Source organism: Bradyrhizobium sp. USDA 4451 (genome assembly GCF_054822585.1).
On the sequence record NZ_JBTRCH010000001.1, the window covers coordinates 2,348,280 to 2,370,057 of the forward strand.

The window sequence follows — 21,778 nt, forward strand, 5'->3', positions numbered from 1 at the left end:
CAGCAGATTGACGAAAGGGAGTAACTCCATGAACCAGTACGTTGGTTTGGGATCTCTATGGAAGACACCGGCATTTGCGTTTTGAACCAGAGCGGCGCTGCCACATTCAAAGGTTGCGTGTCTACCAATCCGGAGGCTATCGCTCAACTCTTGCGGCGTCATGCCGGCAGTCCGCGCCTGGCGCGCGCCGGGTCCCTTCGACCCCGCGCGCATTTTGGAGGGCTTCGCAAGCGTGTCGCGTCCGAGGGCGGGAGCTAGCCGTTCGAGCTCAATTTGTGGTCATTGCAATGGCGCCATTCGACATTCAAGAAGCCCTCAACGCCACAGCTTAAATGCCGAAGAATCTCGTGTCTGCTTTTGGAGCCACTTCATCTTCTCGTGCTCTGCAATAAAGAGGTTGCCCTCTGTTTCACGAAGCGAGCCTGAAAAAGCGCGCGATGGGGTTTATGCCTCGGCCAATCTCTGCGATAAGGCATCGAGTACTTGAAGGCAACAGCCGTCGAGTGGCTTGCAAAACGAAATGGGAGACATTGGGTTGCGAACAGATTTTTCGCGTATCAATCGGTCTAAAGCTATCTTCGATGATATTTATGCTTTGGATGATCCAAGGGCATATTTCTCTGTCCTGGGAGACTTGGATTATATGATCCCGGACGTGGCTGAGCCGGTTGTGCGCCAAATTCTGGCAGCGAAAGCTTCGGCAACCGGCCTTAAGCCGGTCGTGCTTGATGTTGGCTGTTCATACGGCATCAACGCAGCGGTGCATCGGTTTCCACTGACCTTTGGGGGCTTGCGTCACCGCTACGCCCGGCGCGAGATGAGGGCGATCAGTTCTGAGACACTGGTGCATCTCGATCGAAATTTTTATGCAGCTTGGCCTGATGTCGGTTTGGCGCGGTTTATCGGCCTCGATGTGTCGGCACCGGCTATCAGCTATGCAACGGATGTTGGTCTCCTGGAGCAGGGCATTGTCGCTGACCTTGAAAAGGAGGCGCTATCGACGGACAGCGCGCGCATTATCCGCTCCACGGATGTTATCATGTCGACGGGTTGCATCGGCTACGTTACCGAGAAAACGTTCAGCAAAATTCTCGATGCGACAGATCAGCGTCTATGGATCATCTCCTTCGTCCTACGAATGTTCCCATTTGATTCCTTGGCCGCGACGTTCGCGAGGCGTGGCCTTGTGACAGAACGTCTTGCGGGCGCGACGTTTGTCCAGCGTCGCTTCCGCGATGCTGACGAGTTTGAAAGTTGTTTGGCCAGCTTGGCGGCTCTTGGCGTCAATGCTACCGGTCTTGAATCAGAAGGGCTGTTTCACGCCGATCTGATCTTGTCCCGCCCTGAGGCGGATGCGCGCGCCACGCCTCTGGAAGACATTGTCACCGTCGCCAGCGGCAGGGGTCGGCCGATCGGGCCCCGTTATGTTCATGTTGAGGACAGCAAGGGCTTGCAGGTCGCGCTGGAGCCGTGACAGGTTCGTTTTCCGAAGATAGCCAGTGGGTGTGATCCAGCGATCTGTGCACCTTAGTGGATCACGCCCTCGCTCCCTGCACGGTTACGTTCGGTCCGGTCGGCAGGCTAGAGAGACGCCGTGCTCATGACAGCTTTGCCGATTTCGAATCCATCTGTTTCAGTGCCGTATGTCGAGATCGAGGCTGGGCATCGTCAACTTAATCGACCGCTGAGCCGAAGAAGGGGATTCTCAGAGGTTCGAGATTCGGCGATAGCGCTTGTCGTGGAGATCTCGCCCCAAGTCGCAAAGGCTCGCGCGAAGCACGACGGAAGTCGGCAGCGACGGCTCCGGGATAGGGGATGTTGAAAAGCTTCGCGACCTGATCGTGAACTGACAGAAACCGTTGAGTTTGGCGGGACGATTTGAAACGCTTCATGATCCGCTCGCGTCGCCGCGTCGGCCTGATGAGAATTCTCGGCCGATTGTTGGGAGCTTTGTGCTGACGATGTTCGACGTGAAAGCCCAGCTTCCCCCTCGCAGCGCCGTACAAACGGAGCTTGTCCGTGATCATCACGCGGCGGCGTACCGGCGGATTTCAAGAGCTTCTTCATGAGCTGCTCCGCGGCGCGCGAGTCTCTTCAGCGCTGGATCAAGACGTCGAGACGAAGCCATTCTGGTCGACAGCGCGCCAGAGCCAATGTTGTTCGCCCGCGAGCGAGATAACGACTTCGTCCAGATGCCATTTGTCGCCGCGAGCGGGAGCGCGCTGGCGCTGCCCGATGGCGTGTCCGGCTGTTCGCAGCTTCTGGAGACGTCTTTCATCGGCAGCATTAACTCTACGAGATGGCAGTCAATCTCTCTCAGTAGTCGCAATCTGGTGTCGCTTGATGTTCGCGCGGGCGAACTCGGCGACGCGTCACCGAAGCGGCGAGCAATCGATTCCATGTATGTTTACTTCTTACAGCTAATCAAACCTCGCAGTGCCGTGCTGCCCTCGGCGCTGCCTTGCAGCGGCCCTGTCGTGTTCTTGCACAGCAGGGCCGCTTGCTTGTGAATCAGCGACGCATTCCCAGTTGTCGCCTCGTTCTTGACTCGCATGCAGCCGGTCGAGTGGAGTGATCTTCGGTACCGCAGGCCGACAAAATCGCGTGCTCAAAAATCACAGCACGCCCGAAGTCGATAAACGTCGAGAGAAGATTGTACGATCAGTCCATTGAATTGAGGATGCTAACCATCTGCTGACTTAAAAAGCGAGCGCACGTCCGTTCCTTATATCGAATTAAACGGTCTGCATCGATACCACTCAGGTCAGAAGCGTGGGTTTCGGGAACGTGCCATGGGTGCTGCAAAGAAGCAGTCCGCAAAACCAAATAACGAGATATCCGAAGACGTGCAGATTCTGCAGCGCAGGTGGAGAGCTGCGGTCAGGACCGGCGCAAATCTTCCGAGCTATGAGGACGTGTTGCTCGGCAGCCTCGGGCGGCTCGCCGATCACATCGTTCTGCTCAAGTGCGAGATTGGTGCGTTCGCCGTCTCGCGTGCCGGCCGCTATGCGCGGGAATGGCTGGGCAATGAGGGCTGGGGCGTTCCGATGCCGGATTGCGCGACCGTCCTGAACGAAGCTGCCTCCAACGCTATTGCAAGCAATCGCCCCTATCTCACGACGGCCCATTGCGTGCGCGACGGCATAGTAAGGGCCTATGACGTTCTGGCGCTTCCGACATTGTCGCGCTGGGGCGGTATGCTGGTCGGCGTGTACGTCAACGAGCGTGGCACGCAATACAATCTTCTCGATGCGATGTTTTCCACGACCGGCGACGGCGTGATCGTACTATCACCGATTCGTGACGCGACGGGACGTCCGTCCGATTTTCAGATCGTACATCATAATCCGGCCGCGGCGAGACTGCTCAACGTCGCAGAAGGAATCCTGCAGTGGCAGCGTCTCAGCAATGGACGCCATCTGCTCTGTTTGGAAGCCGTAGTGGCGCGGCTGCACGCCGCACTCGCGAACAGCAAGCCCGATCAGTTCGAAATCGACAGCGACGGTAGCAGCCTGCGGCTTAGGATAACGCCCTTCGGCAACATCCTTTCGCTGGCTATTTCCGACATCACGACCTTGAAACGGCGAGAGGCGTCATTCCGGCTGCTGTTTGACAGCAACCCGATGCCGATGTGTGTGGTCGACCGCGCGACGATGGCAGTTCTGACCGTCAACGACGCGGCGCTCGGCCCCGTGATCGCCGACATGGAGAAGCTCACCGGCGTGGAGGCTCGCCGTATCCACGTCGATAAAGGGTATCGCGGCCACAATCATCCGCATCGGTTCAGATTCTGGATTTCGGGTCAGGTCCGCCGCGTCACAGCTCCCATCCGCCGCGAGATGAGGCGTCGCGCGGCTGTCGAGCCCGTCATCGGTCACATCAAGGCCGAGCACCGCATGGACCGCAACTATCTCAAAGGGCGTCCCGGCGACTGTATCGACGCTGTCCTCGCCGCCGCCGGCTACAACTTCGGCCTGCTCCTGCGATGGCTCTCAGAGCTCTTGCGTGCCATCATCCGAGCCTTCCTCCAGACCATCCCGGCGCCAAATATCGCCTGAGCCCGATGGCACGCCGGTTCTTCACGAACGACTATAGAAGAAGCGCCTGGTGAACTGTTCGTAGTCCTCCATGGTATGGGCGGTAACGTATAAGATAAAATCAGCAAAAGGGGGCTGAAGCCGGTTCTTTTTCAGATCATTCCAATCAAGATGGAGAGCGATCTCAGTCTGGAAAGTGACGCTCATAAAGGCGACCGTCGCCTACAGGGCAACAGCATCGCTTTCACAACTCGGCGCTCTCTTCCGATCTCGCCTGGGCAGCAGACGTAGGAGCCGAATTTCCGACTAGCTAGGGTGGGACTGCGCAGCCATAGCCTGTTGTCGCAAGATATTGCAAAGATTTGGCCTGGATCCGATCGGCACGCATTCGATACAGCAAGTATTTTCTCTCTACTCTACGCTGGCTCCCTACGACGGCTGAATACTTGTTGAACTGACCCATTTCCTGCCTTTTCTATCCATCCCCGTCACCGATCGCTTGTTGCGATTGGTGCTCGACGGGGGCGGGCGTGGCGGTCACTTCAATCCATTCAGAAGCCTTTTCGCGTGGCGCGCGCATGCTGCGCACCGCGCTGGGGCCTGCAATTGCGACGTTCCTCGAAGATCCCTCGATCGTCGAGGTGATGCTCAACCCCGATGGTCGGCTCTGGATCGACCGGCTGGCGGGCGGGCTGGAGGATAGCGGACGCACGATGTCCGCCGCCGACGGCGAGCGGATCGTACGCCTGGTTGCGCACCATGTCGGCGCTGAGGTGCATGGCGGCAGCCCCCGCGTGTCGGCTGAGCTTCCCGAGACGGGAGAGAGGTTCGAGGGGCTTCTCCCGCCCGTCGTTGCGGCGCCGGCCTTTGCGATCCGCAAGCCCGCGGTCGCGGTGTTCACGCTGGAGGATTACGTCGCCGCCGGCACGATGACCGCCGCTCAAGCGACGGCGCTGCGGGCTGCCGTCGCATCTCGTAAGAACATCCTGGTCGCCGGCGGCACTTCGACCGGCAAGACCACGCTCACCAACGCACTGCTCGCCGAAATCGCCGGCACCACCGATCGGGTGGTGCTGATCGAGGACACGCGCGAGCTGCAGTGCCGCGCTCCGAATTTGGTCGCGCTGCGCACCAAGGATGGCGTCGCGTCCCTGTCCGATCTCGTCCGGTCCTCGCTGCGTCTGCGCCCCGACCGTATTCCGGTTGGGGAGGTGCGGGGCAGCGAGGCCTTGGAGCTTCTCAAAGCCTGGGGGACCGGCCACCCCGGTGGGATTGGAACGATTCACGCAGGCACGGCGCTGGGCGCGCTCCGTCGCCTCGAGCAGCTCATCCAGGAAGCCGTTCTCACCGTTCCCAAGGCGCTGATCGCCGAGACGATTGATGTCGTCGCGGTGCTGCGCGGCCGCGGAAGCGAACGCCGCCTTGCTGAACTTGCTCTCGTCGCCGGCCTCGATCCCGCCACCGGCGATTACCGCGTCCAGTCCGCCGGGGCGGGCGGCGAATCCTCAATTACCGGAGAACCATCATGATCCAGTTCCCTTCCGCGATCCGTCGTGTTCGACGTCGCTTCGCCGACCTCGCCGCGATTGCCTTCATCTCAATCGCGCTCGCACCCGTGGCCTACGCCTCCGGCTCTTCGATGCCTTGGGAGACGCCGCTCAACCAGATCCTGGAATCGGTGCAGGGTCCAGTCGCAAAGATCATCTCGGTCATCATCATCACTGTGACCGGCCTGACGCTTGCGTTTGGCGACACCGCCGGCGGCTTCCGCCGGCTGATCCAGATCGTCTTCGGCCTGTCGATCGCCTTCGCCGCCTCGAGCTTCTTCCTGACGTTCTTCAGCTTCTCGGGCGGAGCGCTGGTCTGATGGCTGCGATTGTCGATCCAGACGTGCCGGGCTTCTTTGCGCCGGTTCATCGCGCACTCACCGAGCCAATTCTGATGGGCGGCGCGCCGCGCTCCGTCGCGATCGCCAACGGCACGTTGGCGGCTGCTATCGCTCTCGGCCTTCGTCTCTGGATTCCCGGCGCACTGATCTGGGCCGTGGGCCACGTCGCCGCCGTCTGGGCGGCAAAGCGCGACCCGCAGTTCGTGGACGTCGTTCGCCGCCACCTCCGCTATCCGCCTTACCTCGCCACATGAGGCTTCCATGCTGAACCTCACTGAGTATCGCAATCGACCTGCCAGTCTTCCCGACTTCCTGCCGTGGGCCGCGTTGGTTGAACGCGGTGTGGTCCTCAACAAGGACGGATCATTCCAGCGGACGGCGCGCTTCCGTGGTCCGGATCTCGACAGCGCGACACCTGCGGAGCTGGTCGGGGTGACGGCCCGCCTCAACAACGCATTGCGCCGCCTCGGCTCAGGCTGGGCGATCTTCGTCGAAGCCCAGCGCAGCGCCGCCCAGAGCTACCCCTATGGCGCCTTTCCCGATCCCGCATCGGCGCTTGTCGATCTGGAGCGGCGGGATGCGTTCGAAGAGGCCGGTGCGCATTTCGAGAGCCGCTATTTCCTGACCTTCGTCTGGCTCCCGCCGGCGGAGGACGCCTCGCGCATCGAGGGTTGGCTTTATGAGGGCCGTGCGCAGAGCGGCGTAGATCCTTACGAGCTGCTGCGCAGCTTCCTCGATCGGACCAACCGTGTCCTGCAACTGGTCGAAGGGTTCATGCCGGAGGTGGCGTGGCTCGATGACGGCGACACGCTGACTTACCTGCACTCGACCGTCTCGACGCGGCAACAGCGCGTCCGCGTCCCGGAGACGCCGATGCATCTCGACGCGCTGCTCGCGGACGAGCCGCTCGCCGGCGGGCTCGAGCCGCGTCTCGGCAGCCACCATCTTCGCACGCTCACCGTGGTTGGTTTTCCGACCGCGACGCATCCCGGAATCCTCGACGAGCTGAACCGGCTTGCCTTTCCCTACCGCTGGTCGACCCGCGCGATCCTCCTCGACAAGACCGAAGCGGTGAAGCTGCTGACAAGGATCCGCCGGCAGTGGTTCGCCAAGCGAAAGTCGATCGCCGCCATCGTCAAGGAGGTGATGACAAACGAGGCCTCGACCCTGGTCGACAGCGACGCCGCCAATAAGGCCACTGACGCCGATCTCGCGTTGCAGGAACTGGGCACCGATGATGTCGGCCAGGCCTACGTCACCGCGACCGTCACCGTCTGGGACGAGGACCCCAGGCGCGCCACTGAAAAACTTCGCCTCGTCGAGAAGGTGACCCAGGGGCGCGACTTCACCTGCATGCCGGAAGGAGTGAATGCGCTCGAAGCCTGGCTTGGCTCGCTGCCGGGACACACCTACGCGAACGTTCGCCAACCGCCGCTCTCCACATTGAACCTGGCCCACATGATTCCGCTGTCGGCGGTCTGGGCGGGACCGGCGCGCGACGAGCATTTCCGTAGCGCACCGCTCTTCTTCGGCAAGACAGAGGGATCGACGCCGTTCCGCTTCTCCCTGCATGTCGGCGACGTCGGACACACCCTGATCGTCGGCCCGACCGGCGCCGGCAAGTCCGTGTTGCTGGCGCTGATGGCGATCCAGTTCCGCCGCTACCGCAAAAGCCAGATCTTTGCCTTCGATTTCGGCGGTTCAATCCGTACCGCGGCGCTGGCCATGGGCGGCGACTGGCACGATCTCGGCGGCAGCCTCTCAAATAGCGCCGATGATTCCGTTTTGCTTCAGCCGCTCGCACGGATCGGCGATGCCGCCGAGCGCGCCTGGGCGGCCGAATGGGTGACCGCGATCCTCGCCAAGGAAGGCGTCACCATCGACCCGACCGCGAAGGAGCATGTCTGGTCGGCCTTGACGTCATTGGCTTCCTCGCCGGTCGAGGAGCGGACGATTACCGGCCTAACCGTTCTGCTGCAATCGACCGCGCTCAAGCAGGCGCTGCAACCGTATTGTGTCGGCGGTCCTTCCGGCCGGCTGCTCGACGCCGAGGTTGAGCAGCTCGGGCTCGCGTCAGTCCAGGCTTTCGAGACCGAGGGTTTGATCGGGGCGGGCGCTGCACCTGCCGTCCTCACCTACCTCTTTCATCGTATCGAGGGACGCCTCGACGGCCGGCCGACCCTCCTCATCATCGATGAGGGCTGGCTCGTCTTGGACGATCCGGCCTTTGCCCAGCAACTCCGCGAATGGCTGAAGACGTTGCGAAAGAAGAATGCGTCCGTCGTGTTCGCCACGCAGTCGCTCTCGGACATTGACGGCAACAACATTGCACCCGCGATCGTCGAGAGCTGCCCGACGCGCATCTTCTTGCCGAACGAGCGCGCGATCGAGCCGCAGCTCACAGCGATCTATCGGCGCTTCGGTCTGAACGATCGCCAGATCGAGATCATCGCGCGAGCGACGCCAAAGCGGGACTACTACTGCCAATCGCGACGCGGCAATCGGCTGTTCGAGCTGGGCCTCGGGCCGATCGCGCTTGCCTTCTGCGCGGCATCCTCAAAGGACGATCATGCCGCGATCGAACGGCTGCTCGCCGAGCACGGCCGCGAGGATTTTACGCCGGCCTGGCTCGCCGATCACGAGCTCCTGTGGGCCGCCGATCTCATCCCTGACCTAACAAATCTGGAGGTGCAATCATGAGCATCCGCAAGACGCCCCGTAGCTTGATGATCGCGAGCGTCCTGTCGCTCAGCCTGTCGTTTCAGCAGCTTTTGACGACGCGGGCCTCTGCGCAAGTGATCGTCTACGACCCCAGTAACTTCAGCCAAACCGTGCTGACCGCGGCGCGCGAACTGCAGCAGATCAACAATCAGATCCAGATGCTAACCAATCAGGCCCAGAGCCTGGTGAACCAGGGAAAGAACCTCGCCAACCTGCCGTTGTCGACGCTGACCCAGCTTCAGTCACAGGTCGCACGGACGCAGTCACTGCTGAGTCAGGCCCAGAACATCGCCTTCAACGTTGAGCGCATCCAGACAACCTATTCCAGCACCTACGGCACGGCGGCGGCTACGGGGTCCAATGCGACAATGTTTGCCGCGGCTCAAAGTCGTTGGCGGAACTCGGTGGGCGCTTTCGAAGACTCGCTGAAGGTGCAGGCGGGCGTCGTTGGCAATATCTCAGCCAATTCCAGCGCCATGAGCTCGCTGGTCACCGCCAGCCAGTCGGCAAGTGGCGCCCTGCAGGCCGCTCAGGCCGGCAATCAGCTCCTGGCCCTGCATTCCCAGCAGTTGTCCGATCTCGTCGCGGTGCTCGCCGCGAAGGGACGGGCGGATGCATTGGAGCAGGCGCGCGTGACGGCGACCGAATCGCAGGGCCAGCAGCAATACAAGATCTTCTCGACGCGCGGGGGTTATCAGCCCGGCAACGTCACCATGTTCCGCGGCAACTGAGGCGCGGATCATGGAGCGCTCGGATATCCTTCGCGCAGGCGCGATGATCGTCGTGTTTGTGATTTTCCTCGCCGCACTGCACGTCATTCATCGGCGTCCGGCGGAGCGGCCTGTATCCGATGCCCCCTCTGTGTCCGCTCCCGATGATCTTTCGGCCGAGCTGCGCCGCTGCCGCGCGCTTGGTCCCCAGGATGCCGAAGATCCGCACTGCCAGGCGGTCTGGGAGGAGAACCGCGCGCGCTTCTTCGGCAGGCCGGCGCGGCCACTTCTGCCGCAGGCCGCGCCGGCCACTTCGTCGATGACGAATGCTGCGGAAGGAGATAAGCGATGAACAACGTCGGGGTCATCGATACCTTTCTCAATACTTACACCACCTATATCGATTCAGGATTTGGTCTCATCAAAGGCGAGGTCACCTATCTCGCCTCGACACTGATCGTGATCGACATCACCTTGGCCGGCCTGTTCTGGGCCTGGGGCGCAGACGAAGACATTCTCCAGCGGCTGGTGAAGAAGACGCTCTATATCGGCTTCTTTGCCTTCATCATCACCAACTTCAACAATCTCTCCGGCGTCATCTTCAACAGCTTCGCCGGCCTTGGCCTGAAGGCCGGCGGCTCGTCCATCTCGACGGCAGACTTCTTGAGGCCCGGCCGGCTTGCGCAGGTCGGCTTAGATGCCGGGCAGCCGCTGCTGGACGCTGCAAGCCAGATGATGGGCTTCACCAGCTTCTTTGCGAACTTCGTCCAGATCGCGGTGCTGATGGTGTCCTGGCTGCTGGTGCTGATCGCCTTCTTCATTCTGGCCGTGCAGCTGTTCGTCACCCTGATCGAGTTCAAGTTGACGACGCTCGCCGGCTTCATCCTGATTCCATTCGCGCTGTTCAACAAGACCGCCTTCCTGGCGGAAAAGGTGCTCGGCAATGTCGTTGCCTCCGGCGTGAAGGTGATGGTGCTTGCCGTCATCGTCGGCATCGGCACCGGACTGTTCGCCCAGTTCACGTCAGCCTATGGCGGCGGCCAGCCGACGATCGAGCAGGCACTCTCGGTCGTGCTGGCGGCACTCGCCATGCTCGGCCTCGGCATCTTCGGGCCTGGCATCGCAACTGGTCTCGTCTCAGGGGCGCCGCAGCTTGGCGCGGGCGCTGCCGTCGGCACCGGCCTTGCCGTTGCCGGCACGGCGATGGCGGGGAGCGCCGCGCTTGGGCTCGCGGGGCGGGGAGCGATGGCCGCAGCCTCCGGCACTGCTGCGGCAGCACGTGGTGGTGCGGCGACGGCGGGCGGCATGTCCTCCGCCTACAGCCTGGCATCGGCTGGCCGGTCCGGCGCTGGCGGCGTCGCCTCGGGTCTCGGCGGCGCGGGCCGCGCTGCAGCCAGTGCGGCGACAGCTCCCGTCAGACGCGCCATTGCGCAAGCGACCGGCTCGATGACGGAGAGCTTCGCATCAGGCGCCCGGTCCGGGGTCGCAAATACCGGCGGCTCCTCGACGATGGGGACCATTGGGGGCGGCGAGGCCACAAACGATGAAGCCACATCTCAAGCCGCGAACGACAGCGGTCCGCCCGCCTGGGCCCAGCGCGTCAAGCGCAATCAGACAGTCATTCACGGCGCGCAGACAGCCGCGCAAGCCCTCAAAACCGGCGACAGCCATGGTGGCGGCCATTCCGTCGAGCTATCAGGGGGAGAATAAAGAATGTCAGTCTTTCGGCGATCGTCGGTCCGCTATGGCCGCACGCCCGAACCCGAAACCCCCTATCAGCGCGCAGCGCAAGTGTGGGACGATCGCATCGGCTCAGCCCGCGTGCAGGCGAAGAACTGGCGGCTGATGGCGTTCGGTTCGCTGTTCCTCGCTTGCAGTCTCGCCGGCGGGCTCGTCTGGCAATCTACCCACGGCACCGTCGTTCCCTGGGTGGTGCAGGTCGATAAGCTCGGCGAGTCACAAGCGGTGGCGCCGGCTGTCGCCGACTTTAGACCAAGCGATCCGCAGATTGCCTGGTATCTCGCCCACTTCGTCGCGATGGTGCGCTCGCTTCCAGCCGACCCCATCATCGTGCGGCAGAACTGGCTGAAGGCCTACGATTTTACGACCACGGCGGGCGCAATGGCGCTGAACGACTACGCCCGCGCCAATGACCCCTTCGCCAGTCTCGGCAAGCAGCAGGTCGCAATCGACGTCTCCAGCGTCATCCGCGCCTCGCCCGACAGCTTTCGCGTGGCCTGGGTCGAGCACCGCTATCAGGACGGGGCTCTCGCCGGCACCACACGTTGGACCGCCATCCTCACCATCGCAATCCAGCCGCCCACCGATGCCGACCGGCTGCGCAAGAATCCGCTCGGCATCTACGTCAACGCCATCAACTGGTCGAAGGAGCTGGGACAATGACCCCGCCGTTTTCTCCAATCGCCGGCGCTCCGGCTTCGCGTCTCTTCATCGCTCACCGAAACCGGAAAGCTGGCAATACGTGCTTCCGTAAATCCGAACTTGTGGCGTTGCTGATATGTGTCTCGATACTCGGCGGCTGCGCACACAATTTCATCCCGCCCGACATCAACTACGACACCGCTGAGCCGGCAACGCTGACTGCCGATCCACCGCCGCCCGTCAAGATCGTGGAATTGCCCAAGCCGCTGCCGCTGCCCGGGCAGCTGAAACCGCTCGCTCCGGGCAAACGCGTCCCAGAAGCTGCCGATCCGAAGGTTCGCGTCAAGCGGGCCAACGCCGCGGCACGGGTGCAGCCGGTCCGTAACGGATTCATCAACGCGGTCCAGGTCTATCCGTTCTCCGGCGGAGCCCTCTACCAAGTCTATACGGCACCCGGCCAGATCACCGATGTCGCCCTGCAGGAGGGCGAGCAACTCACAGGCTCCGGACCGGTCGCCGCCGGCGACACCGTACGCTGGATTGTCGGTGATACCGAAAGCGGCGCGGGCGCAACCAAGAAGATCCACATCCTCGTCAAACCGACGCGGCCGGAGCTCGTTACCAATCTCGTCATCAACACCGACCGGCGGACTTATCTCCTCGAGCTGCGCTCGACGGAGAAGACCTATATGGCCTCGGTCTCCTGGCAATATCCGGAGGACCAACTCATCGCGCTTCGACAGCAGAACGCAACGGCTGAGGCCGCAGCGCCAATCGCGGCCGGCGTCGATCTCGGCTCAATCAACTTCCGCTACGCAATCGAGGGCGACGATCCTGCCTGGCGTCCGCTGCGTGCATTCGACGACGGGAATAAGGTCTACATCGAATTCCCCAGCGGGATCGTCCAGGGCGAAATGCCGCCGCTGTTCGTCATCGGTCCGGCCGGCGGCTCCGAGCTCGTGAACTACCGCGTGAACCGCAACTACTACATCGTCGATCGCCTGTTTGCCGCTGCCGAATTGCGTCTTGGCGACAAGGACAGCGAGCGGCGCGTGCGCATTGTCCGCACCGACGGAAGGCCGCGATCATGGCGATAGACGGCGAAAACGAACGTCAGAGCGACATTCCGCCCGTTGCGCCCCCGGATCTTCGGCTCCGCGGCGAGCGGCCGCCTGTCACCCGCCTCTCGCGCAAGATCCTGATCGGCCTCGGCGCGGTGTCAGCCCTCACGGTCGCGGCAGCGCTCGGCTACGCCCTGCAAACCCGCAACAAGCAGCAAGCCGGCCAGGAGTTGCTCAGCACCCAGAATAGCCCTTCGGCTGAGGGCCTTGCCGCCTTGCCGAAGGATTATACCGGGCTGCCGCGTCAGGCGCCGCCGCTCGGACCGGCACTGCCCGGCGATCTCGGCAAGCCGATGCTCAACGCGGGCGCTGCACCAAACACCGCAGTTCCCGGAACGACGTCCGATCCGGAGGCACAGCATAGAGTGCAGGAGATCGAAGCGGCACGCGTCAGCCGGCTGTTCGCCCAGACGGTTCAGCAGCCGCAGAGCGTCGGCCAACCCATCCCGAATTCGGCGACCGGTGCCGCGACGCCGCCGGCCGCGACACCACCCCTCGACGCTGGATCGGCCCAGAACATGCAGGACCGCAAAGCGGCCTTCCTCAATGCGTCGACGGACAAGCGCACGGTCAGTCCGGACCGGCTTGAGGCCAAAGTCTCGCCTTATGTTGTGCAGGCGGGTACGGTGATCCCCGCTGCGCTCATCACCGGCATTCGCTCCGATCTGCCCGGCCAAGTCACCGCCCAGATCACGGAGGCGGTCTACGACAGTCCGTCCGGCAAATATCTTCTGATCCCCCAGGGTGCGAAGCTAATCGGCCAGTACGACAGTTCCGTCGCGTTCGGCCAGAGCAGAATCCTCCTGGTCTGGACCCGGATCATCATGCCGGATGGCAACTCGATTGTCTTGGAGCGCCAGCCCGGCGCCGACACCGGTGGTTATGCTGGGCTTGAGGACGAGGTCGACAACCATTGGGGCATGCTGTTCAAGGCCGCAGTTCTCTCGACCATGCTCAGCGTCGGAGCCGAGGCGGGTACGAGCCAGAATGAGAACAACCTTGTTCAAGCGATCCGCAGCGGTGCGTCCAACAGTTTCAGCCAGACCGGACAGCAGATCGTGCAGCGCCAACTCAACATCCAGCCGACGCTGACCATCCGGCCAGGTTTTCCGGTCCGCGTGATCGTCACGCGGGACCTCGTGCTGGCGCCCTACGCGAAGGGAGGAAGACCATGACGAAGCTCAAGCTCGGGCCGCTCGAAGACGACAAGCCGGTGAAACTCACCATCGAACTGCCGGCGGCGGTCTTCAGGGATCTCAAAAGCTACGCCGAGATTCTGACGCGCAGCGGAGGCGCGACGACGCCGGCCGAGCCTGTCAAATTGATCGCGCCGATGATCGAGCGTTTCATGGCGACCGACCGAGCCTTTGCGAAGGCACGACGGAATGCTGCTCAGTTCGTTTCCGGATCAGCCGAGAGGTCCGGATAGCGCTCGCGAAGCAAATCGAGGAACGGACGCAGCGATGGATTGCAGCTGGCCTGCCGCCAATATGCGTGGAAGCTTAGCCGCGTCGGCTCGTCGGCATCATGAACCTCGCGGAAGATGACGCCCGGATATGCAATGCCCGTCACACTTTCCAATGCCAGCAAGATACCCCAGCCCACGCCGACCAAGGTAAGAAGCCGGTCGAGCGCCACATCATGGCGAAGAAGCGGGCAAGGATCGGAAGAACCCAATTTGCTGATGAGCAGCTTGTGGAATTCTGGTCCCGGGCCGCGCAGTGACGTTAAAAGTGGTTCGCGCCTCAGTTCGCCCCAGTGAACCACGTCACGGCCTGTCAGCGGATGGTTCGCGGGGAGAGCGGCGACGATACGTTCGCTCCAGAGCAGTAATGACCTGTCGCTCCACGTTGTATGGGGCTCGGCCACGAAGGCGACGTCAATGGCGCAGTTAGCGAGATCCGAGATCAGATGGTCGCTCGCTCCGTCGACGAGATGCGTTTCGACCTCGGGAAAGCGGTGCCGGTGCTCAAGGAGGGTGGCCCGTAGATTGCCGGCTGAGAGGGAGGTGTGGATGCCGATGGTCAGTCGACCGCTCTCGCCGCGCGAGTGGCTCTTGAGGCGAGCCGCGATTGACTCGGTATCATCTACGATGCGCCGCGCGGCATCGAGGAATTCCTGTCCCTCGATGGTCGGTCGCGTGCCGCCGTTTGTGCGCTCGAAGAGAGTGACGCCCAGCTTGTATTCGAGGTCTCGTAGTCGGCGACTGAGGGTTGGCTGCTTGATTCTGAGCGTCTCTGCCGCTTGGCGTAAACTCCGGTGCTGGGACGCCGTGATTGCCCAGCGCAGCTCTCGGAATTCCACTGGCACGGTCGATGCCCTGTGGCGAGTTGTTGTGACCGTGTGTTTTCTTGATTGGCACACTCCATTTGCTTGCACTGCATCATCCCTTCATTCGCTTCGGCTACACGTACCCTTGAAACTGACTAATTTCCTTCTGGGCGTCGGGGTTCGATATTGCCGACACTCATTCGGTAAGTGAGGACTTCTCGTGACGACGTCCGCTTTGAAGGGAGGCGCACAGTGCAGCGATGCGACCGATCGCCGGCGGCGTTCTAAGAGCCGACGTTGTTTATGTTCATCGGCGCGGCACTTCCGCCGATGAGCGGCGGACGTCTCCATTGAGCGTTCTTCCCCAGGTTTCGGTGGCTCCACAAAAATGTCGCCAAACCGGTGGTCAGAGCCGGATGACCGCGCGCGTATTGATCCGCCGGAACGCGCTGGTTGGCCGCCTGCCAGGCTTCTCTGATGCTTCTCACTCAGGATTCAACGCCATCTGGGTTGGCGGTGCCGTGTCGGACTTCGATTGCCGCTCAGTCCTCCTCCGCAGCGATCGATTCCATCAGCGACACGAGCTGTCGCTGGACGGTCTGATCCTCGATCTTGCTGTAGGCGCGTAGCAAGCGAAGGCTGAAGGCGCTGTCGAGGAGCAGGAGGCTGTTGACTTCGCGGGCCTTGTTGTCACCGTCGTAGAAGAAGGTGACCGGTACATCGAGCGCAGTCGCGATCTGCTGAAGGCGGGCGGCGCCCACGCGGTTAACGCCCTTCTCGTACTTCTGGACCTGCTGGAAGCTGACGCCGAGCTTGTCGCCGAGTTCGGCCTGCGAAATCTTCTGCTCCACACGCCGCAGGCGGATCCGCTTGCCCAACTCAATGTCCGATTTGCCGGTACTACGCGGCTTCATCTTCTTCGCTGCTGATTTGTTCATTCTGGTGACCTGTCCGTCAAATCGAGGATCGATTGCCTTCTAAGATCAGAGACCCGTCCATGATGTACCGCGCTAACGTTCGTCTGGATCGTCAGTCGCTCTTAAGAACCACAGCAATCCAAGAAGCGGCATCGTACCCAAGCGCAGTCGCGTGCTGAAAGCTGATGCTGTGGAATACCTAAGGTCGAACCCACCGAAGATGCCTCTCGAGACTTCGGCTCGTTCATTTGGCGGAATATTGACCGGGCCACAACAAAAGCGATCATACCCTGTCACTTATTCGATGTGCGTGCTTCCTCGAGGCATCCGACTGCTCCTGAGTAGCTCTTGAGCAGGTGTCCGTCACACACCAGATGCTTCACCAGCCTAAATGGTGCGTGGCTCCTTCAATTCAGCCAGAGACGGTGGGAGGCATCTGACATCCCGATCAGTCGAACGGGAGATTAAGGAGGCCGACGCAGCGGCAGGCCTTCCTTGAGCAGAGATAGTTAACGCCACACGTTCTCAGGCGCGCATCCGCCACACGCGTCCTCGCAAACGGTGACGACCTTCGAGCGATGCAGACCATGCTGGGTCATAAGAAATTTCGGGACCGCCGAAATCTAAAGACCCGCGGAGCGATGGTGATTGATCCACCTTCCTCGATGTCTAAACTAATCCCGACACTGGCTCGGATCGGTCGGCACCGGGTGCTATACGACTCCATTGGTACTAGCGGGGCTGAGCCTTCGCGCTATTGGTTTCGAACTTCAGCCCGGCTCTGCCGATTTCGAGTCGGAATTCCACGCCCCAGCCATGGCGGCCAGAAACTAGTGTCCTGAACCAGAAGTTCGCAACATCGTGGCGCGTTCTGCCGGGATATTGTATCGGCAGAAGCGCTCGATGGAAGCAAGGATATCATCGGCGGATTTGGTCCATCGGAACGGTTTTGGATCGGCGTTGTGCCGGTCGATGAACGAAGCGATGTCCGCTCTAAGAGCGGCGACGCTGCGATAGATACCGCGTCTGATCTTCTTATCGGTAAGGAGCGCGAAGAAGCGCTCGACCTGATTGAGCCATGACGAACTGGTCGGGGTCAGGTGCACATGCCAACGCGGCCTCTTAGCCAGCCATCGTCGGATCAGCGGGGTTTTGTGCGTGGCGCAGTTATCCATGACGAGATGAACGTCGAGTTCGTGCGGCACGGCGGCCTCGATCTCGTCCAAGAGCTTGCGGAACTCGGCGGCTCGGTGACGTCCGTAGCACTTGCCGATGACCCGTCCGCTCGCATTGTCGAGGGCTGCGAACAGGGATGTAGTGCCGTGCCTCTTGTAGTCATGGCTTCTTCGGGCCGGTTGGCCGGGACGCATCGGCAGCATCGGCTGGCTGCGGTCCAGCGCCTGGATTTGGGACTTCTCATCCACACACAGAACGATGGCGTGCTCCGGCGGCGAGACGTAAAGGCCCACGACGTCGCGCACCTTGGCCACGAAGTTCGGATCGGTCGAGAGCTTGAACGTCTCCAGCCGGTGCGGCTGGAGCGCGAAGGCCCGCCAGATGCGTTGCACCGTCGACACCGACAGGCCGCTGGCCTTCGCCATGCCGCGAGAACTCCAATGGGTAGCGTTCTCAGGGCATCTTTCCAGCGTCCGCACGATCACGGCTTCGATGCGGGCGTCGTCAATCGTGCGCGGCGCTCCGGAGCGCGGCTCGTCGTGCAGCCCGGCGACGCGCTGCTCTACAAAGCGCCGCCGCCACTTGCCTACGGTCTGCCTGTCTAGTCCCAGCTTGGCCGCCACTTCCGTGTTCTGACCACCTTCCGCGCAGGTCAGCACGATCCGGGCCCTCAGGGCCAGCGCCTGCGCCGTCTTCCGCCGCATCGTCAGCGACTTAAGTTCGGCTCGCTCATCATCGCTCAATATCAGGGGTGCAAGTGGCTGGGCCGCCATCAGATCCTCCGTCGCTGTTACAGCCGCCATCTCTGGCACAGCGACGCGAATCTATCGCGAATCTACGATTGCGAACTTGTGACTCGGGACACTAGCATGGCAATGACGATAATCAGCCGGCCTTGCAACGCTGCTGGTGGGCCTGCTCGCGTTACATGGCGAATCTATAGATCATGGACTACGGATCATAACTGATGGGCTTTCCGCTCGTCAGGTGCATCTTTCTACCTTCTGTAAACAGTGTGATGCCTACGCAACTCTGATGCAGCGCTGCCTCCGCAGTCAAGTCGCAGTTTGGGAACAGACCCGGCCGTCAGCGAGCTCTTTAAGTTGGTCGATCCCAACTGTCGACGTTGAAGGCTGTCCTGAGGCGACGGAGTTTGCGATCGAGCTCCTCGCGCTCCGGCCCGTGGGGCGTATTCACGAGTTGAGCCTCAATGCGCGCCAGCTCGGCGGCAATCAATGCTTTGAAGGGTAGCGCTCTTTTCGTCACGTCGGCGGCTGAATGCTTGGATGGGTTAGCAGGTGATAGGTGAATGGGTCGGACGGGCCGCCTCTACCGCGTCTCACGAGACGTCCGTTCTCCACGAGTCTATGGCATACCGGGCTGACACGTTCTATTTGTGTTTCGTCATCGGACAGTAGTTCGGCGATCGCTGCAGCGGTGAGTCCGGCTTTGCCCCACATCTCCCGCAAGATATCATCAGCGACGGTCATTGGTCTCCTCGCCAACAGAGCGGTATCCGCGCATCATCATAAAACCGTAGCGAGATGCAAGGGCTCGGACGGTCGTATGCAACGTTCGAACGGGATCTGTAGCTTCACCACGCCGCCGTTCGCCTGGTAGAGTCGGCGTGTAAACTTTGTGCGGATCGGACCAAAGTGCGGGGCTTGGCACGCGCATTCACTGTCTATGGTGGCCCATCCCCGGGCTGCGTACGTTTCGTGCCTTGAATTGCGTGTGCTAACCAGTCGACCGTCAAGAAGCCGGATTGAGCTGAGGTGGACGGTTGAGCGTGCGCCAGAGCGAGACCAAACAATAGGCGCAAAAGTTCTCTGAACCAGGAGAGGATGGTTGTGCCCGACGGCGGAGAGGACGACGTTGGCGGCATCGCCGGCGAGGCCCTTGAGGTAGCACCGGCCGAGGTGTCCTTCGGCTTTGAGGTGTCCGATGATGGGCTCAATGGCAGAGCGGCGGCGCAGCTCAGGCTCGATGGTGCCGAAGACAACGCGGCGGGGATTTTGCGCGTCGTAGCCGCGGTAGCCCTTGTCGACATAGGCCCGCTCGATTGCACAGCCGGTGAGTGTCTCGGTGCGGTCCATAACGTCCCGCAACGTGTGGCCGTCGTAAGGGTTGTCGGGCAGCGACCAGGCGTGCAGCATGAATAGGCTACCGGGGGGCGGCAAGTGTTAGGAACGATGGAGGCCTTCATGCCGAACGGTGACGTCACCTGCCTCGGGTGAGACCTTGCGCTGCGACGGCCGGAGAGCAAGTGACGCTCGAGATCAAAAGCGCAGGCGCCGGAACAGCCTTGTTCGCTTGGGCGGGATCTTTTGGTCGGCCCAATTGTGGCTCTGCGCTGCGCGATAGCGGAATCGGCCCACGTTGTTGGAGCGGCCAAAGCACGAGGGGGCCGTCGCATATGACTCCCGCCAGCTATCCTCGTCGCAAGCCGAATCGCGCAGGCTTACCCTTCAGGCGGACGAGACCGAGCAACCGATAGGCCTTCGAGAGCTTGCCAAAATGGTGAGCCACGGTTGCCGACCAGGGCAACGCGGGATCGTCATTGATCAATCGCGCGGAAATGGCGCCCTCGCGTTCCACCAGGCGCTTGAGCCCCAGCAAAAGGTCATCCGTGCGGTAGGCAAGTTTGGGGCGCTGGCCGGGATGGCGGCGCTGGCGCCTGATTGTTTTGCCTTCTCGCTTGCGCTGGCAGGCGCTGAGCATGATTTGCGAATGTGTCTCGAGCGGCAGCTTGGCCAAGGCCTTGGCCCGGGTGAACGAACCAAATCGCTTAACGAAATAATAGGCGCCGGGGGTATTCTTGTCCCAGTCGAGAAGATTCTGCGTGACATATCCATGCTCCCCATGCAGGCTGCGCAAGGCCAGCAGAAGCTCCGCGTCGCTCCAGCGGACGCCAAGGATATATTCGTCGCCGCCGCCGTCTTTCCTGCGTTTCCATCCGTCGCGCTGTATCTCGCTATGGTTTGGTGCGGGCAGGCGCGCCTTGCGCAGTGCATTCGCGAGAGATCCGAAGCGATGGCGGATGTGTCTGGGACATGGCAGGTCCGGGCAGCGTTCGATAAGCCGGTTCGAGATCCGGCCCTTGGCGGCATGAAGCCGCTGTAGCCCCCTGATGACCGCAGCCCCCGTCCAGTATCTTCCGTTGTTCCCAAAAAACATCCTGGTCTTGGGATCGTAGCCCGCAGCGGCGTAGGCAGCACAAAGCGAGCCAAAGTGGCGATCGACGGTGTCCGCAGACGGAGCACCCTTTGTGCTGTTGAGTAGCCGTTGGGATAGGTGCCCGTTTCTATCAAGCAATCTCTTCAGTGAGGCGAGAATCTTCTCATTGTCCCAAGGGCGATTGCCGACGGCCAGACGCTCCTGCGCCTTGCGGAATTGTGCCGGCGGCACGATCGGTTCGAATGCCTGAAAACGCGCCCAAGCCGATTCCGGATTCTTTATCGCGCGGCCCTGCAATCTCTTCGTCGTGACATTGTAGGTCATCCGTCCCACGCAGAGCTCGCTGGCAAGAATCCTGTGAATGGTCGTCTCCGAAAGGGCCTTTGCGCCGTAGCCCTTCACGCCCGCCTTCGCCAAACGCCGAGCGATCTCATAAATGGACAACTTGTCACGTAAATACAGTCTGAATATGCGCCTGATCACCTCAAGTTCTTCGGCCGGACCCGGGACCACCACCACCTTGTCATGGCTGAGGGCCTTGTACTCGCCTCGCTTCAGGACCTGTCTCGGGTTTCGCTTGGCGTCCACGAGCAGCCGCCTGAAACCGTAAAGCAGCCCGCCGCCCTGGCGGAAGCCCAGTAGCGCTTGCTGCCGATGCGCTCGCGACAGTTTTGCGGAAAGCTCGCGGCTGTATTCGCTCGCCATGACCCGCTTCAGGTGCTTGACGATGGTTGTGATGGGAGCGACATCCTCCCCGAACGGCTCGCCGCAGTAGACGACACGCACGCCGGCCTGTCGGCACAGGAACTCGTAGTGAGCGGCCTGGTCGGGATTCTGGAACCGGCCCCAGCGGCTGACATCAAGAACGAGGATGACATCAAAGGCGCGCGGCGTCGCAAGCGCGTCGCTGAGCAGCTGTTTTAGCGCGTCTCGGCCTTTTAGTGACAGGCCGCTCTTTCCGGCGTCGATGTAGGATGCGACCACGGCATAGCCGTGCTGCTTGGCGTATTCGGAAATCGCGTTCTGCTGATTTTCAGTCGAGTAGATCTGATTCTCAGATGACATGCGTAGGTATTGCGCCGCACGCATCTGGCCGTCGAAGGTCGGTGTGCTCATCATGCGTAACGACGGAACATGTCCATCTCCCGATGTGACGCATTGTACCTGCATCCTATCCCGTGTTCTGCCTAAAGTTGATTGCCCGGGATAAGTTGCTCCGAATAAAGCCACGACCTCGTATTCTCTCCCGATATGATATGCACGGCCATTGGAAATGTCCCACATCGTGTCCGGTTGGGGCAGGTGGTTCTCGCACGTTGCGGGCCACCAGCTCTCATAGCTTCGGCCATCGGTAAGGATGACTGTCCTTCGCGACACC

At 61.6% G+C, this 21,778-nt stretch carries 16 protein-coding genes and 4 pseudogenes; 14 read left to right on the plus strand and 6 right to left on the minus strand.

Going from position 1 to position 21,778, the window contains the following annotated elements; translation table 11 throughout:
• Positions 1-520 precede the first annotated feature (520 nt).
• On the plus strand, positions 521-1,474 hold the full coding sequence (locus ACVMB0_RS10845; protein WP_461346212.1) for a class I SAM-dependent methyltransferase: 954 nt from the start codon (positions 521-523) through the stop codon (positions 1,472-1,474).
• A 199-nt stretch (positions 1,475-1,673) separates the two neighbouring features.
• On the opposite strand, the pseudogene ACVMB0_RS10850 reads toward ACVMB0_RS10845, so the two are convergent.
• Positions 1,674-2,228 (minus strand): annotated as a pseudogene (locus tag ACVMB0_RS10850) (IS6 family transposase); the annotation flags it as partial.
• A gap of 1,026 nt (positions 2,229-3,254) precedes the next feature.
• Here ACVMB0_RS10850 and ACVMB0_RS10855 point away from each other — a divergent pair.
• From ACVMB0_RS10855 to ACVMB0_RS10915, 13 genes and pseudogenes are all read left to right on the plus strand, one after another.
• Positions 3,255-3,674 (plus strand): annotated as a pseudogene (locus tag ACVMB0_RS10855) (PAS domain-containing protein); the annotation flags it as partial.
• A 9-nt stretch (positions 3,675-3,683) separates the two neighbouring features.
• Positions 3,684-4,058: pseudogene (locus ACVMB0_RS10860) on the plus strand (IS5/IS1182 family transposase); the annotation flags it as partial.
• 509 nt (positions 4,059-4,567) lie between these two features.
• The gene (gene trbB / locus ACVMB0_RS10865) at positions 4,568-5,566 is read left to right on the plus strand and encodes a P-type conjugative transfer ATPase TrbB (RefSeq protein ID WP_461346213.1); all 999 of its coding nucleotides are present in this window, start codon (positions 4,568-4,570) and stop codon (positions 5,564-5,566) included.
• On the plus strand, positions 5,563-5,904 hold the full coding sequence (locus tag ACVMB0_RS10870) for a TrbC/VirB2 family type IV secretion system protein (RefSeq protein WP_461346214.1): 342 nt from the start codon (positions 5,563-5,565) through the stop codon (positions 5,902-5,904). The genes trbB and ACVMB0_RS10870 overlap by 4 nt, the downstream gene beginning before the upstream one ends.
• The gene (locus ACVMB0_RS10875; RefSeq protein ID WP_461346215.1) at positions 5,904-6,179 is read left to right on the plus strand and encodes a VirB3 family type IV secretion system protein; all 276 of its coding nucleotides are present in this window, start codon (positions 5,904-5,906) and stop codon (positions 6,177-6,179) included. The genes ACVMB0_RS10870 and ACVMB0_RS10875 overlap by 1 nt, the downstream gene beginning before the upstream one ends.
• A gap of 7 nt (positions 6,180-6,186) precedes the next feature.
• Positions 6,187-8,625: a conjugal transfer protein TrbE gene (gene trbE / locus ACVMB0_RS10880; protein WP_461346216.1), complete on the plus strand. Its 2,439-nt coding sequence runs from the start codon at positions 6,187-6,189 to the stop codon at positions 8,623-8,625.
• Positions 8,622-9,377: a P-type conjugative transfer protein TrbJ gene (gene trbJ, locus ACVMB0_RS10885; RefSeq protein ID WP_461346217.1), complete on the plus strand. Its 756-nt coding sequence runs from the start codon at positions 8,622-8,624 to the stop codon at positions 9,375-9,377. The genes trbE and trbJ overlap by 4 nt, the downstream gene beginning before the upstream one ends.
• Before the next feature lie 10 nt (positions 9,378-9,387).
• On the plus strand, positions 9,388-9,708 hold the full coding sequence (trbK-alt, locus tag ACVMB0_RS10890) for a putative entry exclusion protein TrbK-alt (RefSeq protein WP_461346218.1): 321 nt from the start codon (positions 9,388-9,390) through the stop codon (positions 9,706-9,708).
• Complete coding sequence (trbL, locus tag ACVMB0_RS10895; RefSeq protein WP_461346219.1) at positions 9,705-11,066, plus strand: P-type conjugative transfer protein TrbL; 1,362 nt, start codon at positions 9,705-9,707, stop codon at positions 11,064-11,066. Before trbK-alt ends, trbL begins: the two co-directional genes overlap by 4 nt.
• 3 nt (positions 11,067-11,069) lie before the next feature.
• Positions 11,070-11,759 (plus strand): conjugal transfer protein TrbF, encoded by a 690-nt coding sequence (trbF, locus tag ACVMB0_RS10900; RefSeq protein ID WP_461346220.1) that lies wholly within the window; start codon positions 11,070-11,072, stop codon positions 11,757-11,759.
• Positions 11,756-12,835 (plus strand): P-type conjugative transfer protein TrbG, encoded by a 1,080-nt coding sequence (trbG, locus tag ACVMB0_RS10905; protein WP_461346221.1) that lies wholly within the window; start codon positions 11,756-11,758, stop codon positions 12,833-12,835. Before trbF ends, trbG begins: the two co-directional genes overlap by 4 nt.
• Positions 12,826-14,034, plus strand: a complete 1,209-nt coding sequence (locus tag ACVMB0_RS10910; RefSeq protein WP_461346222.1) for a TraB/TrbI/VirB10 family type IV secretion system protein — start codon at positions 12,826-12,828, stop codon at positions 14,032-14,034. The genes trbG and ACVMB0_RS10910 overlap by 10 nt, the downstream gene beginning before the upstream one ends.
• Positions 14,031-14,288 carry a DUF2274 domain-containing protein gene (locus tag ACVMB0_RS10915; RefSeq protein ID WP_461346223.1) on the plus strand — a complete coding sequence of 86 codons (258 nt, stop codon included), beginning with the start codon at positions 14,031-14,033 and terminating at the stop codon, positions 14,286-14,288. The genes ACVMB0_RS10910 and ACVMB0_RS10915 overlap by 4 nt, the downstream gene beginning before the upstream one ends.
• Here ACVMB0_RS10915 and ACVMB0_RS10920 read toward each other — a convergent pair.
• From ACVMB0_RS10920 to ACVMB0_RS10940, 5 genes and pseudogenes are all read right to left on the minus strand, one after another.
• Entirely contained in the window at positions 14,252-15,169 is a 918-nt protein-coding gene (locus ACVMB0_RS10920; RefSeq protein ID WP_461346224.1) for a LysR family transcriptional regulator, read from the minus strand. The two genes, ACVMB0_RS10915 and ACVMB0_RS10920, sit on opposite strands and share 37 nt — an antisense overlap.
• A 503-nt stretch (positions 15,170-15,672) precedes the next feature.
• A complete protein-coding gene (locus ACVMB0_RS10925) occupies positions 15,673-16,068 on the minus strand; it encodes a helix-turn-helix domain-containing protein (protein ID WP_461346225.1) in 396 nt (131 codons plus the stop codon).
• 809 nt (positions 16,069-16,877) lie between these two features.
• Positions 16,878-17,996 (minus strand): IS630 family transposase, encoded by a 1,119-nt coding sequence (locus ACVMB0_RS10930; RefSeq protein WP_461346226.1) that lies wholly within the window; start codon positions 17,994-17,996, stop codon positions 16,878-16,880.
• Between the two features lie 979 nt (positions 17,997-18,975).
• A pseudogene (locus tag ACVMB0_RS10935) lies at positions 18,976-19,435 on the minus strand (IS5/IS1182 family transposase); the annotation flags it as partial.
• Positions 19,436-19,653: 218 nt separating this feature from the next.
• On the minus strand, positions 19,654-21,516 hold the full coding sequence (locus tag ACVMB0_RS10940; protein ID WP_461346227.1) for a recombinase family protein: 1,863 nt from the start codon (positions 21,514-21,516) through the stop codon (positions 19,654-19,656).
• Between the last annotated feature and the right edge of the window lie 262 nt (positions 21,517-21,778).